Raw genomic sequence first — 22457 nt, 5'->3', positions numbered from 1 at the left:
GTGCCGGCATTATCCAGAATCCCCCATCGCTTGTCTTGTGGAGTCACCATGGAATTCCCAGTTCAGACGGCCAATCCCGCCAAAGTCGAAACGGCCTGCCTCGTGGTACCGGTGTTCAAGGATGGCGATCTGCTGCCTGCCGCCGCCAAACTCGACGATGCCAGCGAGCGGCTGATCGGTCAGTTGATCGAGCGTGGCGATTTCGACGCCAAGCCGGGCAGTGTGCAAATGGTGCCGTTCGCTCCCGGCCTCGGCGCCGATCGCCTGATGCTGGTGGGCCTGGGTGAGCAGAAAAAGTGTCAGGAACGGACCTTCGGAAAGGCGCTGGATGCCGCCTTCGGTGCCCTGGCCGGCCTGCCGGTCGACGATGCCGCCGTCGCGTTCACCGACGTACCGGTACCCGATCGTGCCTGCGACTGGAAGGCGCGCATGGTAGCCGAGGCCGCCCATCGCGCCGTCTATCGCTTCAATGATTTCAAGTCGGAGCCGGCGCCGATTCCCAGGCTGGCCCGTGTCACGCTGCTGGTCAGCGAGGGCGATAACGCGGAGGCGGCGCGCGAAGGCTCCCGGATCGGCGATGCCGTGGGCCAGGGCGTCGCCTTGACCCGCAACCTGGGCAACCTGCCAGGCAACGTCTGCACCCCCCGCTACCTGGCCGAGCAGGCCGAACGGCTGGGCCGTGACTCCAGCGGTGCGCTCACGGTCGAGATCCTCGACGAAGAGGCCCTGGAAGCGCTGGGCGCCGGCTCGCTGCTGTCGGTTGGCCGAGGTAGCGAGGAGCCCACGCGACTGATCGTGATGAGGTATCAGGGCGCCGAGGATCCCGACGAAGCGCCCCACGTACTGGTGGGCAAGGGGATCACCTTCGACACCGGCGGTATCTCGCTCAAGCCCGGCGAGGCCATGGACGAGATGAAGTTCGACATGTGCGGTGCGGCCAGCGTGTTCGGCACCGCCAAGGCGGTACTGGCCATCAAGCCCAAGCTCAATCTGGTCTTCATCGTCGCCGCCGCCGAGAACATGCCCGATGGCCGCGCCACCAAGCCCGGCGACATCATCAAGACCCTCAAGGGCCTGACGGTGGAAGTGCTCAACACCGATGCCGAGGGCCGCCTGGTGCTGTGCGATGCCCTCACCTATGCCGAGCGCTTCGAACCGGCCAGTGTCATTGACATCGCCACCCTCACCGGTGCCGCCATCATCGCGCTTGGCCACCATGCCACCGGTCTGCTCTCCAACGACGACGACTTGGCGCTGGACCTGCTGGATGCCGGCGAGACCGCCTGGGACCGTGCCTGGCACATGCCACTGTGGGACGAATACCAGGAGCAGCTCGACTCCAACTTCGCCGACCTGGCCAATATCGGCGGTCGCCCGGCCGGCACCATCACCGCGGCCTGCTTCCTGTCACGCTTTGCCGACAAGTTCCCCTGGGCGCACCTGGACATCGCCGGCACCGCCTGGATCTCCGGCAAGCAGAAAGGCGCCAGCGGCCGCCCGGTGGGGCTTCTGACCCAGTATCTGCTCGATCGCGAGGCGGACACCCGCGTCGAGACCGGTGACGATTGAGCCGACAGGATGCACCGATGGAGCAAGCAAGCTGATCGATGAGGGTTGCCATCACGCTCGGCAACCTTTACATCTGAAACATTGTCAACGCATCGGGCCGGCTCACACCGGCTCGATGTTCCTGTATCGCCCTTGGGAGAGGCCTGATCGCCGACTCCAAGGACTGCGGAGACCCTTTGCCGTGCCCACTGCAAGCTTTGATCGACTACCCAACGCCACCCCCACGGCGACACCGATCCGTGAGGACATCCTCAAGAACCCCGGCTTCGGCCGCTACTTCACCGACCACATGGCGCATGTCCGCTGGACGCTGGATGCTGGCTGGCACGGCCACGAAGTCCGCCCCTACGGCCCGTTGACGCTGGACCCCGCCGCTGCCGTACTGCACTACGGCCAGGAAATCTTCGAAGGCATCAAGGCGTACCGTCACGCCGATGGCTCGATCTGGACCTTCCGCCCGGAAAAGAATGCCGAACGTTTTCGCCGGTCTGCCCGTCGCCTGGCACTGCCCGAGCTGGATGACGAGGCCTTCATCGGCTCGCTGCACGCACTGCTTGCCCAGGACCAGGCCTGGGTGCCAACCCCGTCCAGCGAGGCCGACGAATCGAGCCTCTACCTGCGCCCCTTCATGATCGCCAGCGAGACGTTCCTGGGCGTGCGCCCGGCCCACGAGGTCGACTACTACGTCATCGCCTCTCCCGCCGCGGCCTACTTCAAGGGTGGCGTGGAGCCCGTCTCGATCTGGCTGTCTTCCCACTACAAGCGCGCCGCCCCTGGCGGTACCGGCTTCGCCAAGTGCGGTGGCAACTACGCCGCCTCCCTGGCGGCGCAGAAGGAAGCCGAAACCCACGGCTGCGGCCAGGTCGCCTTCCTCGATGCGCGCGAGAACAAGTGGATCGAGGAGCTGGGCGGCATGAACCTGTTCTTCGTCTTCAGCGATGGTTGCCTGGTCACGCCCAAGCTCACCGATACCATTCTCGAAGGCGTGACCCGCGACTCGGTGCTGACCCTGGCCCGCGACGAAGGCCTGTCGCCCGAGGAGCGTCCGATCAGCATCGACGAGTGGCGCGAAGGTGCGGCCTCCGGCGAGATCACCGAGGTCTTCGCCTGCGGTACCGCCGCGGTGATCACCCCGGTGGGCGAGCTCGTCACCGAAGAGGGCCCTATCCGACTGGCCGCCGGCAGCGACAACCGCATCGCCAAGCGCCTGCGCACCAAGCTGCTCGACCTCCAGTACGGTCGCGCCGAGGACACCCACGGCTGGCTGACCCGATTGGTCTGATCGATGTTTGTGCTCATCCGGAACCCTTGACGAGGGGCGTCGGGGACAGGGTGAAGAGGAGGTCATCGTCAGGGATGACGAATGTAGCGCCCAGGGATGGGTTCACAGCGCCTCCTCGTAATCCTGTCGTCGAGAAAGCCCCTCCTTCACCCAGGTCAGCGAGCCCCATGACCCAGGTAGACTTCTACGTATTACCCGACACCACGCTGGAGGCCCGCCTGGCCTTCGCCTGCCGGCTGGCCGAGACCATCCAGCGCAAGGGCTACCGCCTGCACCTGCACGCCGAGGACGAGGCCATGGCCCGTGAGCTGGACGACAAGCTGTGGACCTTCCGTCCCGATGCCTACCTGCCCCACGCCCTGCTCGGCAGCGACATGGCCGACAGCGTGCCGGTAACCATCGGCTGGGAGCATCCGCCCGAGCCGGGCCAGGACGGCCCCATGGCGATGCTCAACCTCGACCCCGGCATACCCGAGTGGTTCTCGCGCTTCGAACGGGTCGCCGAGATCATCAACCAGCATCAGCAGGTGCTCGTCGCCAAACGCGAGTGCTGGCAGACCTACAAGCAGCGCGGCTATCCCGTCAAGGCGCATCAGCTACGCGGCTAATACCACCAAGCTAGGGGCGCCGGGGGCAGGCCGAAGAGGAGGTCTTTTGCCATGGATGGCAAAAGTAGCGCCCAGGGATGGGTTCACAGCGCCTCCTCGCAGGCCTGCTCCCGGATCAGCCCCGTTGATGAAACCCCCGGCGCCCCTCTGAAGGGTTATCACGCCCGGCTGACGCCAAGTGCCCCATCGCGCTATAATCGAGCCCATTTTTCGAACCGCCTCGACGACTTCCCGCCGCCCGGCCCACACCGGCGGCGACCATTTCTGGACCCGGAACGCCCCATGGACAAGACCTACCAACCCGAGCAGATCGAATCCCGCTGGTACCAGCGCTGGGAAGCCGACGGACGCTTCGCCCCGTCGGGCGAGGGCGAGCCCTACACGATCATGATCCCGCCGCCCAACGTCACCGGCAGCCTGCACATGGGCCATGCGTTCCAGGACACCATCATGGACACCCTGATCCGCTGGCGGCGAATGCAGGGCCGCAATACCCTGTGGCAGGTGGGCACCGACCACGCCGGCATCGCCACCCAGATGCTGGTGGAGCGCAAGGTCGCCCAGGAGGAAGGCAAGAGCCGGCACGACCTGGGCCGCGACGCCTTCATCGACAAGGTGTGGGAGTGGAAACACGAGTCCGGCGGCCACATCACCCGCCAGCTACGCCGCATGGGCGCCAGCGTCGACTGGTCCCGCGAGCGCTTCACCATGGACGACGGCTTCTACAAGGCTGTGCAGGAAACCTTCGTGCGCCTCCATGAAGAGGGCCTGATCTACCGCGGCAAGCGCCTGGTCAACTGGGACCCGACCCTGCATACCGCCATCTCCGACCTGGAGGTGGAAAACCGCGACCAGCAGGGTAGCTTCTGGCACTTCCGCTATCCGCTGGCCGACGGCGTGACCACCGACGCCGGCGAGCCTTACCTGGTCGTCGCCACCACCCGCCCCGAGACCCTGCTTGGCGATACCGGCGTGGCGGTCAACCCGGAAGACCCGCGCTACGCCTCGCTGGTGGGCAAGTTCGTCGAACTGCCGCTGGTCGGCCGGCGCATCCCCATCGTCGCCGACGAGCACGCCGACATGGAGAAGGGCTCGGGCTGCGTGAAGGTCACCCCGGCCCATGACTTCAACGACTATGAGGTCGGCCGCCGCCAGGGCCTGCCGTTGATCAACGTCTTCACCCAGGACGCCAGCATCCTGGCGCAAGCGGAAGCCTTCGATATCCAGGGCCGACCGCTGCCCGACATCGACCCGAGCCTGCCGGAAAAGTACGCCGGGCTCGACCGCTTCGAGGCACGCAAGCGGATCGTCGCCGACATGGACGCCGCCGGCCTGCTCGAACAGGTCGAAGCCGTCAACAATACCCTGCCCCACGGCGACCGCTCCGGCGACGTCATCGAACCGCTGCTGACGGACCAGTGGTTCGTCGCCGTGGAAACGCTGGCCAAGCCGGCCATCGAGGCGGTGGAGAATGGCAACATCCAGTTCGTGCCCAGGAACTACGAGAACATGTACTTCGCCTGGATGCGCGACCTGCAGGACTGGTGCATCTCGCGCCAGCTGTGGTGGGGCCACCGCATTCCCGCCTGGTACGACGCCGCCGGCAACGTCTACGTGGCGAGAACCGAAACCGAAGCCCGCGACAAGCACGGCCTTTCCGCGGATGTCGAACTGACCCAGGACGAGGACGTGCTCGACACCTGGTTCAGCTCGGGCCTGTGGACCTTCGGTACCCTGGGCTGGCCGGAGAAGACACCGGAACTCGCCACCTTCCACCCCTCCAGCGTGCTGGTCACCGGCTTCGACATCATCTTCTTCTGGGTCGCGCGGATGATCATGCTGACCCTGAAGTTCACCGGCGAGGTGCCGTTCAGGCAGGTCTATGTCCACGGCCTGGTGCGCGACGGCCAGGGCCAGAAGATGTCCAAGTCAAAGGGCAACGTGCTCGACCCCATCGACCTGATCGACGGGATCGCACTGGAAGCCCTGGTGGAAAAGCGTACCGGCAACATGCTGCAGCCGCAGAGGGCCAAGGCGATCGCCAAGGCCACGCGTGCCGAGTTCCCCGCGGGGGTCGAGCCCCACGGCACCGACGCCCTGCGCTTCACCTTCCTTTCCCAGGCCACCACCGGGCGCGACATCAAGTTCGACATGGGACGCCTGGACGGCTACCGCAACTTCTGCAACAAGCTGTGGAACGCCTCGCGCTACGTGCTGATGAATGCCGAGGGCGAGGACACCGGCACCGGGGGCGACCCCGTCGAGCTGTCGCTGGCCGACCGCTGGATCGTCTCGCGCCTGCAGCAGACCGAGGCCCAGGTCACCAGGGCGATGGAAGAGTTCCGCTTCGACCATGCCTCCCAGGCGCTCTACGACTTCGTCTGGAACGAGTACTGTGACTGGTACCTGGAGCTCTCCAAGCCGGTACTGTGGGACGAGTCCGCGTCCACGGAAGCCAAGCGCGGTACCCGTCGCACGCTGGTGCGCGTGCTGGAGGCGGTCCTGCGCCTGGCCCATCCGATGATGCCCTACATCACCGAGGAGATCTGGCAGCGCGTGGCGCCCCTGGCCGGCAAGGCCAGCGGCGATGACAGCGAGTCGATCATGGCCCAACCGTGGCCGCTGGCCGAGCCGGAGAAGATCGACGAGCAGGCCACCCGAGACATCGAGTGGCTCAAGGGCGTCATCGTCGCGGTACGCAACATTCGCGCCGAGATGAACATCGCCCCCGGTAAGCCGCTCGAGGTGCTGTTGACCAAGGGCGGCCCGGCCGACAAGGCACGCCTCGAGGCCAATCGCCTGTTCCTGGCCAGGCTGGCCAAGCTGGAGAGCGTCATCTGGCTCGACAACCCGAATGAGGCGCCGCTCTCGGCAACGCAATTGGTGGGTGACATGGAAGTGCTGGTGCCCATGGCCGACCTGATCGACAAGGACACCGAACTGGCCCGCCTGGCCAAGGAGATCGACAAGCAGGACACGCTCATCGGCGGCATCGAAAAAAAGCTCGGCAACGAGAGCTTCGTCGCCAGGGCCCCGGAGGCGGTTGTCGAGAAGGAGCGCGGCAAGCTGGCCGACTTCCAGGCCGCTCGCCGGCTGCTGGTCGAACAGCGCGACAAGATCGCCGCCCTCTAGGGCGGCCGTACCGGAGCCATCCGCCATGCCTCGGGCCAGCCCTGGCGGCAGCGCCATCCAGCCCGTTCTTCCCGAGCGCACTGGGAAGAACGCGGCAACGGCATGATTAGGGAACACTGTTCTGCAATGAGCGTTTCGCCTAGAATGGGATCACATCCCCCAACCCTCGCTCCCCAATGCTTCAGACCGAACCGACCTTCGCGCTTGGCCGTATCCTGTTATTCAATCTGTTGGGCGTCGCCCTGATCCTGAGCTGGATCTCACCCGGCCTGCTGTTCTGGACCGAGCTGGATGATGCCGTCTTCTTCGCGACCAACGCCTGGCTCAGCGAAGAGAACACAGCCTGGGTACTGTTCGTGGCGGCCAGCAATAACCGCCTGTTCGACGTCTTCAGCTTCCTGATCCTGCTCGCCATCTACCTGTGGGCCATCAGCCATGATCCGGAACCGCACCATCGCATGCTGCGCTGGGGCGGTATCGGTATCACCATGCTCCTGGCAGCGGTATTCATCGCCCAGGGCGTGCGCATGGTGGTGTCCTATAACCACCCCAGCCCCACCCTGGTATACGAAAACGTCAACCTGATCACCCAGATGGTGGGGTTCTCCACCAAGGACAGCTCCGGCAGCAGCTTTCCCGGTGATCACGGGGTGAACCTCTTCCTGTTCACCGCCTTCATGTGGCGTTTCGCCGGCCACAAGGTGATGCTGGTCAGCGCCCTGATCGCCATCATTCTCAGCGCCCCGCGGATCCTCAGCGGCGCCCACTGGTTCAGCGATGTCTACTTTGCGGCGCTGGCCATCAATCTGGTCGTGGCCCCCTGGATTCTCCTCACGCCGTTGGCACCGCTACTGTCCCGGGCCTTCACGGCGGGGATGATCAAGGCACGCAATGCCCTTCCGGGCAAGTGACGCCGAACAGGCCACAGGGCCTCGTGCCGAGCTCCTCAGAGGGTGTTTACAAAAGTAGCGAGCGAAGGTCAGACAAGGCGAAATCAGTCGAAAAAGCGGAGTTTACGCGCTGTAAATGAGCATTTTGAGGCTGATTTCAACGCAGTATGGCCTAGCGCAGTAGTTTGTAAACACCCTCTCAGTTGGCCTTGCGAAAGCCGCCCAGCACCCGTTGATCCGGGCCGAAGAAGACCAGCCTGTCATGATCGATGAGGTAGCGGTAGGCGTTTTCCATCATCCCGGTGACGCGGCGGGCGTCATCGAGCTGCGGGCATCCCATCCGGGTGGTGGCCAGTTCACTGAATTCGATGCGGTTGCTGTCGCCTAGCTGCACCTTGCCGTTGAGCGTATTGCAGCCATCGTGACCGTTTACCCGGCCATCCGGCGAAATCGTGAAATGAGGCGTGGTGGGCATCGAGAGTCGCTCGTCGGTGCCCACCAGCAGCAGGTTCCAGCGCTGCCCCACCATGGCCCCCTCCAGCTTGTCCGCTCCCCTGTCATCCTGGCGGGACACATCCGTTGGCTGGCTGCCGCAGGCCACCAGGGTCAGTGCCGCCAGAATCATCATCAGCGGGCGGCCCAGAGATGTCTTGTACATGAATCTTTCCTTATGCTTTCGAGTCCACACAGATCGATGCCACGGGCGTAGGGAGACCGCTCAACGCCGGCAAGGACAAAGCCGGAGTTTACACGAGCGCACAAGGGTTGGATCGATCGAGCACCATTACCGAGCAGAACGCCTCGGATGCCGTGATCAAGCGGTGTAGTGCTACCAGGTGCCGATGTTCTCCATGGAGGCCCAGGGCTCCCTGGACGGCAGTGCGTCGCCCTTCTGCAGAAGCTCGACGGAAATGCCGTCGGGGCTGCGCACGAAGGCCATGTGGCCGTCCCGGGGCGGGCGGTTGATGGTCACGCCACCCTGCCGCAGGCGCTCGCAGAGGGCATAGATGTCATCGACCCGATAGGCCAGGTGGCCGAAACTGCGCCCGCCGGTGTACGCTTCCGGGTCCCAGTTCCACGTGAGCTCCAGCTCCGGGGCCTTGAGCTCGGCCGAGCGCGACTCATCCTCCGGCGCCGCCAGGAAGACCAGCGTGAAGCGCCCCTTCTCGTTCTCCTTGCGACGCACCTCCTTCAATCCCAGCAGGTCGCAGTAGAAACGCAGTGACGCATCCAGGTCACTGACACGCACCATGGTGTGAAGAAATTGCATTGGGCACCTCTTGTCGGTTCGTCGGGGTAAGGCTCCCTCAGTCGTGAATATATTCGCTGAAGATCGCCGGGGTGCGATCCTCATGTCGCCAGGTCAGCACCGCATAGTCATCATAGCGCCCTGTCTCCATGCCTGGCGAGCCGTGGGGCATGCCCGGTACGGTCAGGCCCACCACGTCGGGACGCTCTTCCAGCAGACGAAGGATATCGGCGGCGGGAACATGGCCTTCGATGACATAGCCGTCGACCAGCGCCGTGTGGCAGGACGACAGCTCGGGCGTGACCCCGTGCTCGACCTTCACCGAACGCATGTCCCGGGTCTTGTGCTGGCGAACCTCGAACCCCTCTTCCTTGAGGTGGTCGGCCCAGGCCGTGCAGCAGCCGCAGCTGGGATCCTGATACATTTCCACCACGGGGACTGCCCAGGCTGCGGTCGCAAACAGGCCGAGGAGCGTACCGGCCAATGCACGGGGAAGCCCGATTGTCACTGGCCTGCGTTTTACGGATATGATCTTCATGGAATTGGCTCCTGTCAAAAGCCGAAGTGGTCACCCGAATCCTGACAAGACGGTACGAGCTTGCCAATAGCCAAGACAGTGGAGACGTCAAAATGTCGCATTATTGTGATCTGGCACCGGGTCACCCGTTTCACGGCCCCTACCACGACGAGGAATATGGCTTTCCCGTCGTTGACGACCAGGCTCTCTTCGAGCGGCTGGTGCTGGAGATCAATCAGGCGGGACTCTCCTGGCTCACCGTGCTGAAGAAGCGCGAGGCCTTTCGGCACGCCTTCGATGACTTCCACATCGACCGGATCGCCGAGTATGGAGAAGACGACCGGCAGCGCCTGCTCGCCGACGCCGGCATCATCCGCAACCGGCTCAAGGTGAACGCGGTGATACACAACGCCGGCATCGTCCAGTCATTGCGCCGGGAACACGGCAGTTTCAAGGGCTGGCTGGACCACCATCACCCCCTGTCCCATGCCGACTGGGTCAAGCTGTTCCGGAAAACCTTCCGCTTCACCGGGCCCGAGATCGTCGGAGAGTTCCTGATGAGTACCGGCTATCTACCCGGCGCCCATCACGAGGCGTGCCCGGTGCAGGAACATATCCTCGTCGCGGGGCCGCCCTGGGCCACCGTCGCGTCATCGACCGGGTAGTGGCGTAGCGCCCGACACGGCGCACGGAGCTGGATCACCATCATTCAAGGAGGCAACATGGATTCGCTTACCCAGGTAGCACTCGGCGCTGCCGTCGGTGGCGTAGTGCTAGGCCGTCGGCTGGGCCGCAAGGCGGTGCTGATCGGCGCGGCCCTGGGCACTCTGCCCGACCTGGATGTCTTTCTTGACTACGGCGATGCGGTGGCCAATATCACCGAACATCGCGGCTTTACCCATTCCCTTTTCGTGCTGACGGGGCTGGGCACCTTGATGGCGGCATTGAGTGCCAGGTTCTCTCCAACACGCGACATCGCCTTCCATCACTGGTGGCTGTTCTTCGTGCTCTGCCTGACCACCCACCCGATACTGGACGCCTTGACCACCTATGGCACCCAGCTATGGTGGCCATTGGACGTGGCTCCCAGCGCCTGGCCAATCATCTTCATCATCGACCCGCTCTTTACCCTGCCGCTGGCGATCGGCGTCGTCGTCGCGCTCGCCACCGGCAACGGCCGTCGCGGCCCCGCCTGGGGGGTAGCCCTTTCCAGCACCTACCTGGTCTTCGCCATGGGGGCCAAGGGCCTGGTGGAGACTCGCCTCGAGCCGGTCCTGGCAGATCGCGGGCTGCTGGATGCGCCGCGACTGGTACAGCCCACGCCCTTCAACACCCTGCTGTGGCGCGTGACGATCCTCGATGGCGAGCACCATCACGAGACCCTGGTGAGCGTCTTCGATGGGGGCACTCGGCCGGTGTTTGAAACCTTCGATCGCGGCGCCGAACTGGAGCCCGCAGCATTGGCAAGCGAGCGGGGGCAACGGCTCGACTGGTTCGCCGGCCCCTTCCTGCGCTACGAAGCTCGTGAGATCGAAGGGCGGGAGACCCTGATCGCCACCGACCTGCGGCTGGGCTTCCCGGGCTTTCATCCTTTCAGTTTCACCCTGGCGGTTCGTGATGATGGCGACTGGCGGCCGGTGGAGACCTCCGAGATACTGCACCCCCACTCTCGCGCCGACCTTGATGCGCTCGGGCAGTTGGGATCACGCATTCTTGGCCCCGAACCGGCGCTGTGCACCAGCGGGTTCGTCGCCGACCGCTGGGTTGTCGATGTGCCCGCCCAGTGCTGAACGGATGGGACCATCGAACGCGCGAGGCCCCACCGCTTGGGCAGGGCCTCGACAATCAGCCATTCGGCGCCGGCAGCGGCGCCAGACTCAGCTGAAGTTCTGGGCGACGAAATCCCAGTTGATCAGGTTCCACACGCTGTCCAGATACTTCGGACGAGCATTGCGGTAGTCGATGTAGTAGGCATGCTCCCACACGTCGATGGTCAGAATCGGGGTCTGGCCATGGGCGATGGGGGTGTCGGCATTGCTGGTATTGACGATATCCACGCCACCGTCAGCGGTCTTGATCAGCCAGGTCCAACCAGAACCGAAGTTGCCGGCCGCATTGGCATTGAAGGTTTCCTTGAACTTGTCGAAGGAGCCGAACTTGGCGTCGATCGCTTCGGCCAGGGCACCGGTCGGCTCGCCGCCACCGTTGGGTGACAGGCAATGCCAGTAGAAGGTGTGGTTCCACACCTGAGCCGCCTGGTTGAACAGGCCACCGGATACGCTCTTGATGATCTCTTCGAGCGACTTGCCGGCATCATCGGTGCCTTCGACCAGCTCGTTGAGCTTGGTGACGTAGGCCTGGTGGTGCTTGCCATAGTGGTATTCGAGTGTCTCGGCGGAGATATGCGGCTCGAGGGCGTTCTTCTCGTAGGGCAGTGCGGGCAGTTCAAATGCCATCGGGTCTTGCTCCTTGCTTTTCACGGTGGGAATCGGGGTGATCCCGGCTTGCCGATGACACTACGACTTGCCTATTGGTCGCCCCGTCGGTATTTTCCAAGTGTACACTAGATTAATTCCAACAGGCGCCATGTCAAGCGACCCCCATGAAAAGCCCTCCCGTTCGATGAACAGTGCCGCCGAGCAGTTGCTTCACCTGCTGAAGATGCGTGGGCCGCATTCCGCCTCCGAACTGGGTGAGCTGGTAGGTACCACGGGCGAGAATGCCCGTCAGCAGCTAGGCAAGCTGTCCCGGCAAGGGCTGGTCACCCAGCGAGCGCGGCCAGGCGGTGTCGGCCGACCGGTGTCAGAGTGGCGGCTGACCGAAGCCGGCCACGATCACTTTCCTGATGCCCATGCCGAGCTGGCGGCCAAGCTGATCATCAGCGTGCGCGATACCCTGGGGCCGGGCGCGCTGGATCGACTGGTGGAAGCCCGCGAAAGCGAGACGTTGGCGCTCTACCGCCGCGAACTGGCCGGTGCCGACTCGTTGCGCGAGCGAGTTTCCCGCCTGGCCAGGATCCGCACCCGGGAAGGTTACATGGCCGAGTGGTGGAAGGAGGAGGACGGCAGCCTGATGCTGGTCGAGAACCACTGTCCCATCTGCAGTGCAGCACGCACCTGCCCCGCCTTCTGCCGGTCCGAACTGCAGATATTTCGCGCCGTACTCGGCGAGCGGGTCTGCGTCGAGCGCACCGATCATGTGCTGTCGGGCGCCCGCCGCTGCACCTATCGTCTGACGCCAAGGTGACTCAGAGGGTATTTACAAACTACTGCGCTAGGCCATACTGCGTTGAAATCAGCTTAAAAATGCCCATTTACAGCGCGTAAACTCCGCTTTTTCGACTGATTTTGCCTTGTCTGACCTTCGCTCGCTACTTTTGTAAACACCCTCTCAGGGAGCGATGCCCTGGCCACAGCCCCTCAACACCTGCCCCCCGATCGCGAGGGTGGCCCGCGCCGGAAACGGCTCGCCACTCATGTCGTCGAAGCAGGCCCGTGCTTCCAGCGTGAGCTCGAAGGGCTGCTCCGCCTCGCCACTGGCCAGGGTCACCCGCCCCAGGGCGTTATCCATTTCCGTCACTCGATAGGGCAGTGTCAGCTCGCGCGAGCCGTAATCCATCAATAGCGTCAATTCCGGCGCATCATGGGCCAGGTTGGCCACCCAGCCCGGCTCGTTGCCGCGAGCATGGAACATGACACCCGGGCGGTCCTGACGGGACAGCGTCTTGCGCGTGGCGTCGCGCTGACACGCCAGGCGGCCATTGGCGCTCTCCACCATCGCCTCGTCGCCCTTCGACCAGAAGCTGAGGTCGCCCTGCTGGAAGCGCGCGCCACTGGCCACCACTGCCGGCTGTAACCGATAGGCCCCATGAGCGGACCATAGCCGCAGCTCATCCTCGGTGAAGACCGACACCAAGTCCTGAGCCGGCGTGCAGCGCCAGGCCTGGAAGCTGTCGGCACCGCCGGCGAAGAACAGGGAAGGCATCAGCGGTGCGGCCGGCGGCGTCACCTGGGGTCCATTGGAGTCGACCTGGGGCATGGTGACCGAAGCCGACTCGCTGACCGTGGGACCAGGCCCATCCATCGGAGCAACGACACAGCCGGTCAGCACCAGCATGGCACCCAGCACCAGCGGCAGGCGTGCGGGCCGGAAGACGGGAAGCGGCGAAGAAAAAAGGGTCATGGAGGTTCCTTGCGCGAATCGTTTGTTCGTTCCCGCACAGAATAACAGGCGCTGGAGCCAAAGACTCCGACGCCCGTTTTCACGCAAACCACCGGCGTGACCATCAACCATATTGCTGGCGCAGTTGCCGGGCGGCCTCGACCATGTTGCTCAGCGCCGGTTCCACCTCGGCCCAGCCTCGGGTCTTCAGGCCACAGTCCGGATTGACCCACAGCCGCTCGGCGGGGATCCGCTCCGCCGCTTTCTCCATCAGCCGCACCATCCAGGCCACATCGGGAATGTTGGGCGAGTGGATATCGTAGACACCCGGCCCGATCTCGTTGGGATAGGCGAAGTTCCGGAAGGCATCGAGCAGCTCCATGTCCGAGCGCGATGTTTCGATGGTGATCACATCGGCATCCAGGGCGGCGATGGCATCGATGATGTCGTTGAATTCCGAATAGCACATATGGGTGTGGACCTGGGTCGCATCCCCGGCCACGGCAGCGGTGAGCTGAAAGCATTCCACCGCCCAGCCGAGATACGGCTGCCACTCGGCGCGGCGCAGCGGCAAGCCCTCCCGCAGCGCCGGCTCGTCGATCTGGATGGCCGGGATTCCCGCCGCTTCCAGGTCGGCGACTTCGTCACGCAGCGCCAGGGCAATCTGTCGACAGGTGGCCGACCGGGGCTGATCGTCACGGACGAAGGACCATTGGAGCATGGTCACCGGGCCGGTCAGCATCCCTTTCATCGGCCTGTCGGTGAGTGACTGGGCATGTTCGCTCCAGCGCACCGTCATCGCGGCCCTGCGCGTCACGTCACCGACAATCACCGGCGGCTTGACGCAGCGGGAGCCATAGCTCTGGACCCAGCCATTGCGAGTGAACACGAAACCATCCAACTGCTCGCCGAAATACTCCACCATGTCGTTACGCTCGGCTTCGCCATGGACCAGCATGTCGAGCCCCAGCGCTTCCTGGCGTACCACCGCATCGGCGATCTCCTCGCGCATGCGGGCGTCATAGTCGTCGCGACTCAGCTCACCGGCCTTGTAGGCGCGCCGGGCGGCACGAATCTCCGTCGTCTGGGGAAAGGAGCCAATGGTGGTGGTGGGAAACAGCGGCAGGTCCAGAGCACGGCGCTGCGCCTGGGCCCGCTCGCCATAGGCACTGGCTCGCGCGGTATCGGCCTTCGTCGCCCGGGCCAGGCGTTCGGCTACGGCCGCCTTGTGGATGCGCGGCGAGGCGCGGCGAGCGTCCAACGCCCTGGTGGCGTCTTCCAGGCGCGCACGATCCTCGTCGGTGGCGCGGTTATCCAGCAGCCGGGCCAGGGTTACCGTCTCATCGAGCTTCTGCCGGGCGAAGGCCAGCCAGCTGGTGAGCTCCGGGTCGAGCTTCGAGCCAGGCCCGGTTTCCGCCGCCAGGTCCACCGGCACGTGCAACAGCGAGCAGGAGGGCGCCAGCCACAGCCGCTCGCCCAGGCGCATGCGGGCACTGGCCAGCCGTTCGCGCAGGGCGGCCAGGTCGGCGCGCCAGACGTTGCGTCCGTCGATGGCCCCTACCGACAGCACCTTGTAGCCGGGCAGATTGTCGATCACCGATGCGAGCTGCTCGGGAGCCCGCACCACGTCGATATGCAGGCCGTCCACGGGCAGGTTCACCGCCAGCCGCAGGTTGTCACCCAGGCCACCGAAGTAGCTGGCCACCAGCAGCTTGACCGGCGATGAGCGCAGTACGTTATAGCCGGCCTCGAAGGCCTGCTTCCACTCGCGAGGCAGGTCCTGGACCAGCGCCGGCTCGTCGAGCTGAACCCATTCCACGCCCAGCCTGGCCAGGCGCGTCAACACCTCGCCGTAGACGGGCAGGATCGACTCGAGCAGTGACAGGCGATCGAAACCGCCCGCCCGATCGCCCCCCTGCCCTTCCTCTGATCGAACCTTGCCCAACCATAGCCAGGTCAGGGGGCCGGTCAGCACTACCTTGACGGGATACCCGGCATCGCGCGCCTCCTTCACCTCGTCGAACAGCCGGGTGCTGGCCAGCTGGAAGGCCTGCCCTTCACGCAATTCAGGGACCAGATAATGGTAGTTGGTATCGAAATACTTGGTCATCTCGCAGGCGGCGGCCGACTCGCCGCTGGGGGCCCGGCCACGGGCCATGCGAAAGGTCGTGTCCAGGTCCACGTCGCCCCGGGCAACTTCCTCTTCGGCGGCAAAGCGGGGCGGCACCGCGCCCAGCAGCGTGGAGACATTGAGCACCTGGTCATAGAAGGCGAAGTCGCCCACCGTGACCAGGTCGAGACCCGCTTCACGCTGCGCCTGCCAGTGGCGCGCGCGCAGCTCACGTCCCTCCGCCTCCAGCGCCTGACGATCGAGGTCGCCTTGCCAGTAGGCTTCCACCGCCCGCTTGAGCTCACGGTTCGCGCCAATTCGCGGATAGCCAGATATATGAGCTAATGTCATGATGACGACTCTCTTGCATGAATGATGCTGGAGAGTCTCGCTGGCCGATCACGCTGAATCAAACTAAAGTTTCTAATTCAAAACATGAGAACCATTCACTCATGCTCGAACTTCGCCATCTTCGTACCCTGGTCGCGCTGCGTGATGCCGGTTCCCTGGTGGAAGCCGCCGAGCGCGTGCACCTGACCCAGTCGGCCTTGTCTCATCAGATCAAGGATCTCGAGGAGCGGCTGGGCAGCCAGCTGTTCGTTCGCAAGACCCGACCGGTCGAGTTCACCCGTGCGGGGCAACGGCTGCTGGTGCTTGCCGAACAGGTACTGCCCCTGGTGCGAATGGCCGAACGTGATCTGGCTCGCCTGATCGGGCACGAGCCAGGCCGCCTGCACATGGCCATCGAATGTCACAGCTGTTTCCAATGGTTGATGCCCACCATCGACCACTTCCGCAACCACTGGCCGGAAGTGGAAGTCGATATTCCCGGCGGCCATCACTTCGACCCTTTGCCGGCACTGGCCCGCGAGCAGCTCGACCTGGTGATCACCGCCGACCCCCAACCCCTGGCCGGGGTCTACTACGAGCCGCTGTTCCGCTACCAGGGGCTGCTGGCGGTGGCCCGCCAGCACCCCTTTGCCGGCAGGCCCTTCGTCACCCCCGAGGAACTGGCCGAGGAAACCTTGATCACCTACCCGGTCGAGCACACTCGACTCGATGTCTTCACGCAATTTCTCGACCCCGCCGGCGTGCGCCCCAGGGAAGTACGCACCGCCGAGCTGACCATCATGATGATGCAGCTGGTGGCCAGCGGCCGTGGCGTCTGCGCGCTGCCCAACTGGGCACTGACGGAATACCTGGAACGGGACTATGTGAAGGCCGTGGCGCTAGGCGAGGAAGGGGTATGGAGCACCCTCTTCGCCGCCATTCGCGAGGAGAGCCGCGGACAGCCGTGGATGGAGGACTTCCTGCGCACCGCCCGGGAAACCTCCTTTGCCGTACTGGATGGCATCAGGCCGGCTTGACCGGCAGGGTCCTGGTAACGGGCGGGGTCGGCAGCAGCAGGGAGAAGCGGGCGCCGCCCAGGTCGTGGCTGGTATCCACGATCGCACTGCCGCCATGCCACGCCATGATCTTCTGCACGATGGAGAGCCCGAGGCCGTAGCCTCCGGAGCGGCGGGTGCGGCTATCGTCGAGCCGGGCAAACGGCTTGAAGATCGCCTGTCGTTCATTCTCCGGCACGCCGGGGCCGTCATCTTCCACGTCCAGGCGCACCAGGCGGGATTCGACTGAAAGACGCAGCACGACACGGGACTGAGCATGACGGCAGGCGTTGGCCACCAGGTTCTGCAGGGCCCGTTGCAGGTAACGGGGCTCGGCCATGGCCTGGACCTCGCCGCCCGGCGCCAGCTCGAGCCGTAGATGGGCATGAAGCGGCGCCAGGGTCTCGATGACCCGCTTCGCGATGGCACGACAATCCACCCGGGCACGTTCCAGCTCGGTGCCATTGATGATGCCGCTGTCGAGCCTGGCATAGGTGAGGATCTCATCGATGAGCTGATCGAGCTCTTCGATATCCCCGTCGATGCCATGCAGCTGGCGGTGCACGGCCGGGTCGTCAGTCATGTCCTCGACCATCTGCATGGCGAAACGAATGCGGGCTACCGGGGTGCGCAGCTCATGGGAGACGGCGCGGATCATTTCCTGCTGGGAGCGAAGCAATGACTGGACCTGGGCCGCCATGGCGTTGAAGGCCATGCCGACACGGCCGATGAAGCCGCCGCCATCCACCTTGACCCGGGTATCGAGGCGCCCTCCCGCAATGCGTCCGGCCGCCAGTTCCAGCCGCGCCAGGCGAGCCTCCACGCTGCGCACTATCAGATAGATGATCGCCGCCAGAACGGCGAGCATGATGACCAACACCAGTAGCAGCAGGGAGATCGGCGTGGGCTCCAGCGCCGACACCGGACCGATCGACAACCACTGGCGAGTGCCGTCTGCAGTCGGCACGGAAAGATAGACCGTCAACGCCCAGTGGCCGGGCAGTAGCCGAATGACCAGCTCTCCCTCCCGGAGACGGGATAATTGGTGGCTGTCCAGTCCCGCCGGCGCCAGGTCACTGAGCTGAATCGGCAAGGCGTCGCCGGTCACCCTTGCCAGGCGCCGTTCTCGTACATCACCGCTCACCTCGGCCAGCCAGTCGCCCAGCATCTGGGCCAGGCCGCGCAACTGACGCTCATTCAGCCCGGAAAGGCGAGCCTCCAGCAATCTCTCTTCACCGGGCAGACGGCGAAAGAGGCGCCAGCCATCCTCGCCCTCCGTCTTTACCAGAACGCCACCACGCTCGAGACGCCGGTGGTCGAACCAGCCCAGGTTCCCACTATCCAGCCCACGCAGCGAGAGCCGCATATCCAGCAGATCCGACTGCTGGGTCAGCCAGTCGCCACGCTCATTGGCCGGCAGGGCGGACACTTTCAGGGTCAACAGCTGCAGCGGCGCTTCGGCCAATTGTTCGCGATACTGCTCGATACGCACCCGGTCCACCAGGGCCAGCCCCATCAACGCCAGCCCGAAGGTCAGCAGCAGGGCCAGCGCCAGGAGCAGATAGACACGCAGGAAAGAGCCATCGGCCAGGAACCGCCGCATCGTTCAGGCATCCTTGACGAACAGGTAGCCCTTGCTGCGCACCGTCTTGATACGATGCGGATGGTTGGGGTCATCACCGATCTTGGGCCGGATCCGTGATACCCGTACGTCGATGGAGCGATCCTGGCCGTCGTACTTGATACCGCGCAGTTCGCTGAAGATCTCTTCGCGGGTGAGCACTCGCCCGGCATTGCTGGCCAGCAGCCACAGCAGGTCGAACTCGGCGCTGGTCAGGTCGATGCGATCGCCTTCCAGCCAGGCTTCCCGGGTGGCGCTGTCGATGTCCAGGTTGCCGAAGGCGAGCCGCACCTCTCCGCTCTGCTCGGAGTGGTCCGCGCGGCGCAACAGGGCTCGCATACGTGCCAGCAGCACCCGCGGCTGGACCGGCTTGGGTACATAGTCGTCGGCGCCCATCTCCAGCCCAAGCACCTGATCCATGTCGTCGGTGCGGGCGGTGAGCATCAATATCGGCCCGGCATAGTCGGGCCTGGCCCGGCGACAGATCGACAGGCCATCTTCTCCGGGCAGCATCAGATCGAGGATCACCAGATCCGGCTGCAGCGCCAGGATCTGATCCACGCCTCGCGAACCCTCGGCCTCCACGGTCACCTGGAAGCCATTGGCCTCGAGATAGTCGCGGGTGAGCTCCGCCAGACGTACGTCGTCCTCGATAATCAGCACGTGTTCCATGTCGCTGCTTTGCAGGTTGTCATCCATCCTAGTCATCCCCGTGCTGGGCACTCGTTGCATTACCGGGACACCCTGTCCCGCCATTACTCCATCAAGGATACCCGAAATACGACATTTCGCCTTCCCGTCGTGTTATCCCGTCCAGACAACCCTCTTCTGCGCCCCGGGACTCGAATCCCGACGAGGCATTGGAAGAGTCACAGGTAGCCCACAGGTTATCCACTTGATGAGTGGCAAAAAGCACTCTATCTTGTGCTCACCAATAGCCTGACCACAAGATGATGTGCTTCTAACAAGCCGTGACTTGCCTGTCAATGCTCACGGCATGCCTGACGAATCGAAGAGGCTCCCAGACCATGGAACGACTCCAGACCCCCGATGCGGCCACGCTATCGATCACCGCTCCACAGACACTACGCGTCATCAAGCGCACCGGCGACGTGGCGGCCTTCGATGTCGGCAAGATCGCCGTGGCCATGTCCAAGGCCTTCATCGCCGTGGAAGGCGACAATGCCGCGACCTCCTCTCGGGTGCGCGACTTCGTCGCCAATGCCTCGCGAGCCATTGCCGATACCTTCCAGCGACGCATGCCCGATGGCGGCACGGTGCACATCGAAGATATCCAGGACCAGGTAGAGCTGGCCCTGATGCGCGCCGGCGAACAGAAGGTCGCCCGCGCCTACGTGCTCTATCGCGAAGCCCATGCCCGCGCTCGTGCGGCTGCGGGCGACGATATTGCCAAGCCCCACCCGACCCTCAATGTCACCGCCGCCGACGGCAGCCGCCGCCCGCTGGACCTGGGCCGCATCGAGACCCTGGTGTACGACGCCTGCGAGAGTCTCGCCAACGTCGATCCCAATCGTATCGTCGAGGAGTCGCTGAAGAACCTCTACGACGGTGTCAGCATCGACGGGGTCTCCCAGGCGCTGACGATGACCGCCCGCACCCTGGTGGAAAAGGACCCCAACTACACCTACGTCACCGCTCGCCTGCTGCAGGACAACCTGCGCCGCGAGGCGCTCTCCTTCCTGGGCGTGGCCGATGAAGCCACCTTCGGCGAGATGGCCAAACTGTACGCCCCCGCCTTTCACGCCTATGTGGCCCGCGGGATCGAGTTCGAGCAGCTCGACCCACGCCTTGCCGAATTCGACCTGGCTCGCCTGGGCGAGGCGCTGGACCACACCCGCGACAACGCCTTCACCTACCTGGGCCTGCAGACCCTCTACGATCGCTATTTCATCCACAAGGATGACGTGCGCTACGAACTGCCCCAGGTGATGTTCATGCGTGTGGCCATGGGCCTGGCCCTGAACGAGGATGACCGGGAAGCGCGGGCCATCGAGTTCTATGAGCTGCTCTCCAGCTTCGATTACATGGCCTCGACGCCGACCCTTTTCAATGCCGGCACCCTGCGCAGCCAGTTGTCCTCCTGCTATCTCACCACCGTGCCCGACGAGTTGGACGGCATCTACGGCGCCATCCGCGACAACGCCCTGCTCTCCAAATGGGCCGGTGGCCTGGGCAATGACTGGACTCCGGTGCGCGCGCTGGGCTCCTACATCAAGGGCACCAACGGCAAGTCCCAGGGCGTGGTGCCCTTCCTCAAGGTCGTCAACGATACCGCCGTGGCAGTGAACCAGGGCGGCAAGCGCAAGGGCGCGGTCTGCGCCTACCTGGAAACCTGGCACCTGGACGTCGAGGAGTTCTTCGAGCTGCGCAAGAACACCGGCGACGATCGCCGCCGCACCCATGACATGAACACCGCCAACTGGGTGCCGGACCTGTTCATGAAGCGGGTCTTCGACGACAAGGAATGGACCCTCTTCTCGCCCTCCACCTGCCCGGATCTCCATGACCTCTACGGCGCCGCCTTCGAGAAGCGCTACGAAGAGTACGAGGCCATGACCCATAGCGGCCAGCTCAAGCTCTACAAGCGGGTCCGCGCCAAGGACCTATGGCGCAAGATGCTCTCCATGCTGTTCGAGACCGGGCACCCCTGGATCACTTTCAAGGACCCCTGCAATCTGCGCAGCCCGCAGCAGCATGCCGGTGTGGTCCACTCCTCCAACCTGTGCACCGAAATCACCCTGAACACCAGCGTAGACGAAATCGCGGTTTGTAACCTGGGTTCCGTCAACCTGGCCCAGCACGTGGTCGACGGCCGGCTCGACAACGACAAGCTGCGCAGAACCGTGCGTACCGCCGTGCGCATGCTCGACAACGTCATCGACATCAACTACTACGCGGTGCCCCAGGCACGCAACTCCAACGTCAAGCACCGTCCGGTGGGGCTCGGCATCATGGGCTTCCAGGATGCGCTCTATGCCCTGGGTGTCGCCTACGCCAGCCACGAAGCCATCGAATTTGCCGACCGTTCCATGGAGCTGGTCAGCTACCACGCCATCGAAGCCTCCAGCGATCTCGCCACCGTGCGTGGCCGGTACGAAAGCTTCGAGGGTTCGCTCTGGAGCCAGGGCGTGCTGCCCATCGATTCCATCGAGAAGCTCAAGGTCGAGCGCGGCGAGCGGTACATCGAAGTGGACACGTCCAGCACCCAGGATTGGGGGCGTATCCGCAACAAGGTCGCCAAGCAGGGCATGCGCAACTCCAATGTCATGGCCATCGCCCCTACGGCAACCATCTCCAATATCTGCGGCGTGACCCAGTCCATCGAGCCGACCTATCAGAACCTCTTCGTGAAATCGAATCTCTCGGGCGAATTCACCGTGGTCAACGCCTACATGGTCAACGACCTGAAGGCACGCGGCCTGTGGGACGAGGTGATGATCAACGATCTCAAGTACTACGACGGCAGCGTGCAGCCCATCGACCGGGTGCCGGACGACCTCAAGGCCAAGTACGCCTCCGCCTTCGAAGTGGAGCCCAAGTGGCTGGTCGAGGCCGCCTCGCGCCGCCAGAAGTGGATCGATCAGGCCCAGTCGCTGAACCTCTACATCAAGGGCGTCTCCGGCAAGAAGCTCGACGTGACCTATCGCATGGCCTGGTTCCGCGGCCTCAAGACCACCTATTACCTGCGTGCCCTGGGCGCCACCTCGGTGGAGAAATCCACGGTGGATCGCGGCACGCTGAACGCCGTGAGCAGCGGCACACCGGCTCCCACGGCGGCCCCTGCCCAGGCGGGCGCAGCGGAGCCCCGCGGTATCGAGGATTTCCTGCATGGCAAGGGTGGCCAGCGCCCCCCCTCGGCCGGCGAGATCGATGAGCTGGGCTGCGAAGCCTGCCAGTAACATCACAGGGAGT

The 22457-nt window shown here is 64.3% G+C and carries 18 protein-coding genes; 10 read left to right on the top strand and 8 right to left on the bottom strand.

The annotated features are described in order from the left end of the window. The first annotated feature begins 48 nt into the window (after nucleotides 1–48). From C1H69_RS13705 to C1H69_RS13685, 5 genes are all read left to right on the top strand, one after another. On the top strand, nucleotides 49–1569 hold the full coding sequence (locus C1H69_RS13705) for a leucyl aminopeptidase (protein WP_102653949.1): 1521 nt from the start codon (nucleotides 49–51) through the stop codon (nucleotides 1567–1569). Between the two features lie 181 nt (nucleotides 1570–1750). After that, nucleotides 1751–2851 carry a branched-chain amino acid aminotransferase gene (locus tag C1H69_RS13700; RefSeq protein WP_240609946.1) on the top strand — a complete coding sequence of 367 codons (1101 nt, stop codon included), beginning with the start codon at nucleotides 1751–1753 and terminating at the stop codon, nucleotides 2849–2851. A 167-nt stretch (nucleotides 2852–3018) separates the two neighbouring features. Beyond that, nucleotides 3019–3459 carry a DNA polymerase III subunit chi gene (locus C1H69_RS13695; protein WP_102653947.1) on the top strand — a complete coding sequence of 147 codons (441 nt, stop codon included), beginning with the start codon at nucleotides 3019–3021 and terminating at the stop codon, nucleotides 3457–3459. 282 nt (nucleotides 3460–3741) lie between these two features. After that, nucleotides 3742–6591: a valine--tRNA ligase gene (locus C1H69_RS13690; RefSeq protein WP_102653946.1), complete on the top strand. Its 2850-nt coding sequence runs from the start codon at nucleotides 3742–3744 to the stop codon at nucleotides 6589–6591. A 176-nt stretch (nucleotides 6592–6767) separates the two neighbouring features. Beyond that, the gene (locus C1H69_RS13685) at nucleotides 6768–7502 is read left to right on the top strand and encodes a phosphatase PAP2 family protein (RefSeq protein ID WP_102653945.1); all 735 of its coding nucleotides are present in this window, start codon (nucleotides 6768–6770) and stop codon (nucleotides 7500–7502) included. A 178-nt stretch (nucleotides 7503–7680) separates the two neighbouring features. Here C1H69_RS13685 and C1H69_RS13675 read toward each other — a convergent pair whose 3' ends face one another. From C1H69_RS13675 to C1H69_RS13665, 3 genes are all read right to left on the bottom strand, one after another. Next, nucleotides 7681–8139 carry an META domain-containing protein gene (locus tag C1H69_RS13675; protein WP_102653943.1) on the bottom strand — a complete coding sequence of 153 codons (459 nt, stop codon included), beginning with the start codon at nucleotides 8137–8139 and terminating at the stop codon, nucleotides 7681–7683. A 171-nt stretch (nucleotides 8140–8310) separates the two neighbouring features. Next, nucleotides 8311–8751 carry a lactoylglutathione lyase gene (gene gloA, locus C1H69_RS13670; protein ID WP_102653942.1) on the bottom strand — a complete coding sequence of 147 codons (441 nt, stop codon included), beginning with the start codon at nucleotides 8749–8751 and terminating at the stop codon, nucleotides 8311–8313. A 37-nt stretch (nucleotides 8752–8788) separates the two neighbouring features. After that, a complete protein-coding gene (locus C1H69_RS13665; protein ID WP_102653941.1) occupies nucleotides 8789–9268 on the bottom strand; it encodes a DUF411 domain-containing protein in 480 nt (159 codons plus the stop codon). 92 nt (nucleotides 9269–9360) lie between these two features. Between C1H69_RS13665 and C1H69_RS13660 the strand changes: the two genes are divergently transcribed. Next, nucleotides 9361–9912, top strand: a complete 552-nt coding sequence (locus C1H69_RS13660; RefSeq protein WP_102653940.1) for a DNA-3-methyladenine glycosylase I — start codon at nucleotides 9361–9363, stop codon at nucleotides 9910–9912. Nucleotides 9913–9969: 57 nt separating this feature from the next. Beyond that, nucleotides 9970–11037, top strand: coding sequence for a metal-dependent hydrolase (locus C1H69_RS13655; protein WP_102653939.1), 1068 nt, complete (start codon nucleotides 9970–9972; stop codon nucleotides 11035–11037). Between the two features lie 87 nt (nucleotides 11038–11124). Here C1H69_RS13655 and C1H69_RS13650 read toward each other — a convergent pair whose 3' ends face one another. Then, nucleotides 11125–11703 (bottom strand): superoxide dismutase, encoded by a 579-nt coding sequence (locus C1H69_RS13650; RefSeq protein ID WP_102653938.1) that lies wholly within the window; start codon nucleotides 11701–11703, stop codon nucleotides 11125–11127. A 130-nt stretch (nucleotides 11704–11833) separates the two neighbouring features. Here C1H69_RS13650 and C1H69_RS13645 point away from each other — a divergent pair, with 130 nt between their 5' ends. Further along, on the top strand, nucleotides 11834–12493 hold the full coding sequence (locus tag C1H69_RS13645) for a helix-turn-helix transcriptional regulator (protein WP_102653937.1): 660 nt from the start codon (nucleotides 11834–11836) through the stop codon (nucleotides 12491–12493). 144 nt (nucleotides 12494–12637) lie between these two features. On the opposite strand, the gene C1H69_RS13640 is transcribed toward C1H69_RS13645, so the two are convergent. After that, a complete protein-coding gene (locus C1H69_RS13640; RefSeq protein WP_240609945.1) occupies nucleotides 12638–13429 on the bottom strand; it encodes an MliC family protein in 792 nt (263 codons plus the stop codon). A 103-nt stretch (nucleotides 13430–13532) separates the two neighbouring features. Continuing rightward, nucleotides 13533–15869 (bottom strand): 5-methyltetrahydropteroyltriglutamate--homocysteine S-methyltransferase, encoded by a 2337-nt coding sequence (gene metE, locus C1H69_RS13635; RefSeq protein WP_102653936.1) that lies wholly within the window; start codon nucleotides 15867–15869, stop codon nucleotides 13533–13535. Between the two features lie 101 nt (nucleotides 15870–15970). Here metE and C1H69_RS13630 point away from each other — a divergent pair, with 101 nt between their 5' ends. Further along, nucleotides 15971–16885, top strand: coding sequence for a LysR family transcriptional regulator (locus tag C1H69_RS13630; RefSeq protein WP_102653935.1), 915 nt, complete (start codon nucleotides 15971–15973; stop codon nucleotides 16883–16885). Here the strand turns inward: C1H69_RS13630 and C1H69_RS13625 are convergent. Both C1H69_RS13625 and C1H69_RS13620 read right to left on the bottom strand, forming a co-directional pair. Beyond that, the gene (locus tag C1H69_RS13625) at nucleotides 16872–18506 is read right to left on the bottom strand and encodes an ATP-binding protein (protein WP_102653934.1); all 1635 of its coding nucleotides are present in this window, start codon (nucleotides 18504–18506) and stop codon (nucleotides 16872–16874) included. The genes C1H69_RS13630 and C1H69_RS13625 overlap by 14 nt on opposite strands. Before the next feature lie 3 nt (nucleotides 18507–18509). Then, the gene (locus C1H69_RS13620) at nucleotides 18510–19223 is read right to left on the bottom strand and encodes a winged helix-turn-helix domain-containing protein (RefSeq protein WP_102653933.1); all 714 of its coding nucleotides are present in this window, start codon (nucleotides 19221–19223) and stop codon (nucleotides 18510–18512) included. Between the two features lie 329 nt (nucleotides 19224–19552). Between C1H69_RS13620 and C1H69_RS13615 the strand changes: the two genes are divergently transcribed. Continuing rightward, a complete protein-coding gene (locus C1H69_RS13615) occupies nucleotides 19553–22444 on the top strand; it encodes a ribonucleoside-diphosphate reductase subunit alpha (protein WP_102653932.1) in 2892 nt (963 codons plus the stop codon). The last annotated feature ends 13 nt before the right edge of the window (nucleotides 22445–22457 follow it).

Origin of the sequence: Billgrantia endophytica (assembly GCF_002879615.1) — a bacterium.
GTDB lineage: Bacteria > Pseudomonadota > Gammaproteobacteria > Pseudomonadales > Halomonadaceae > Halomonas > Halomonas endophytica.
Note: the sequence above shows the minus strand (reverse complement) of the source record. Positions and strands in the feature narration are given on the sequence as shown.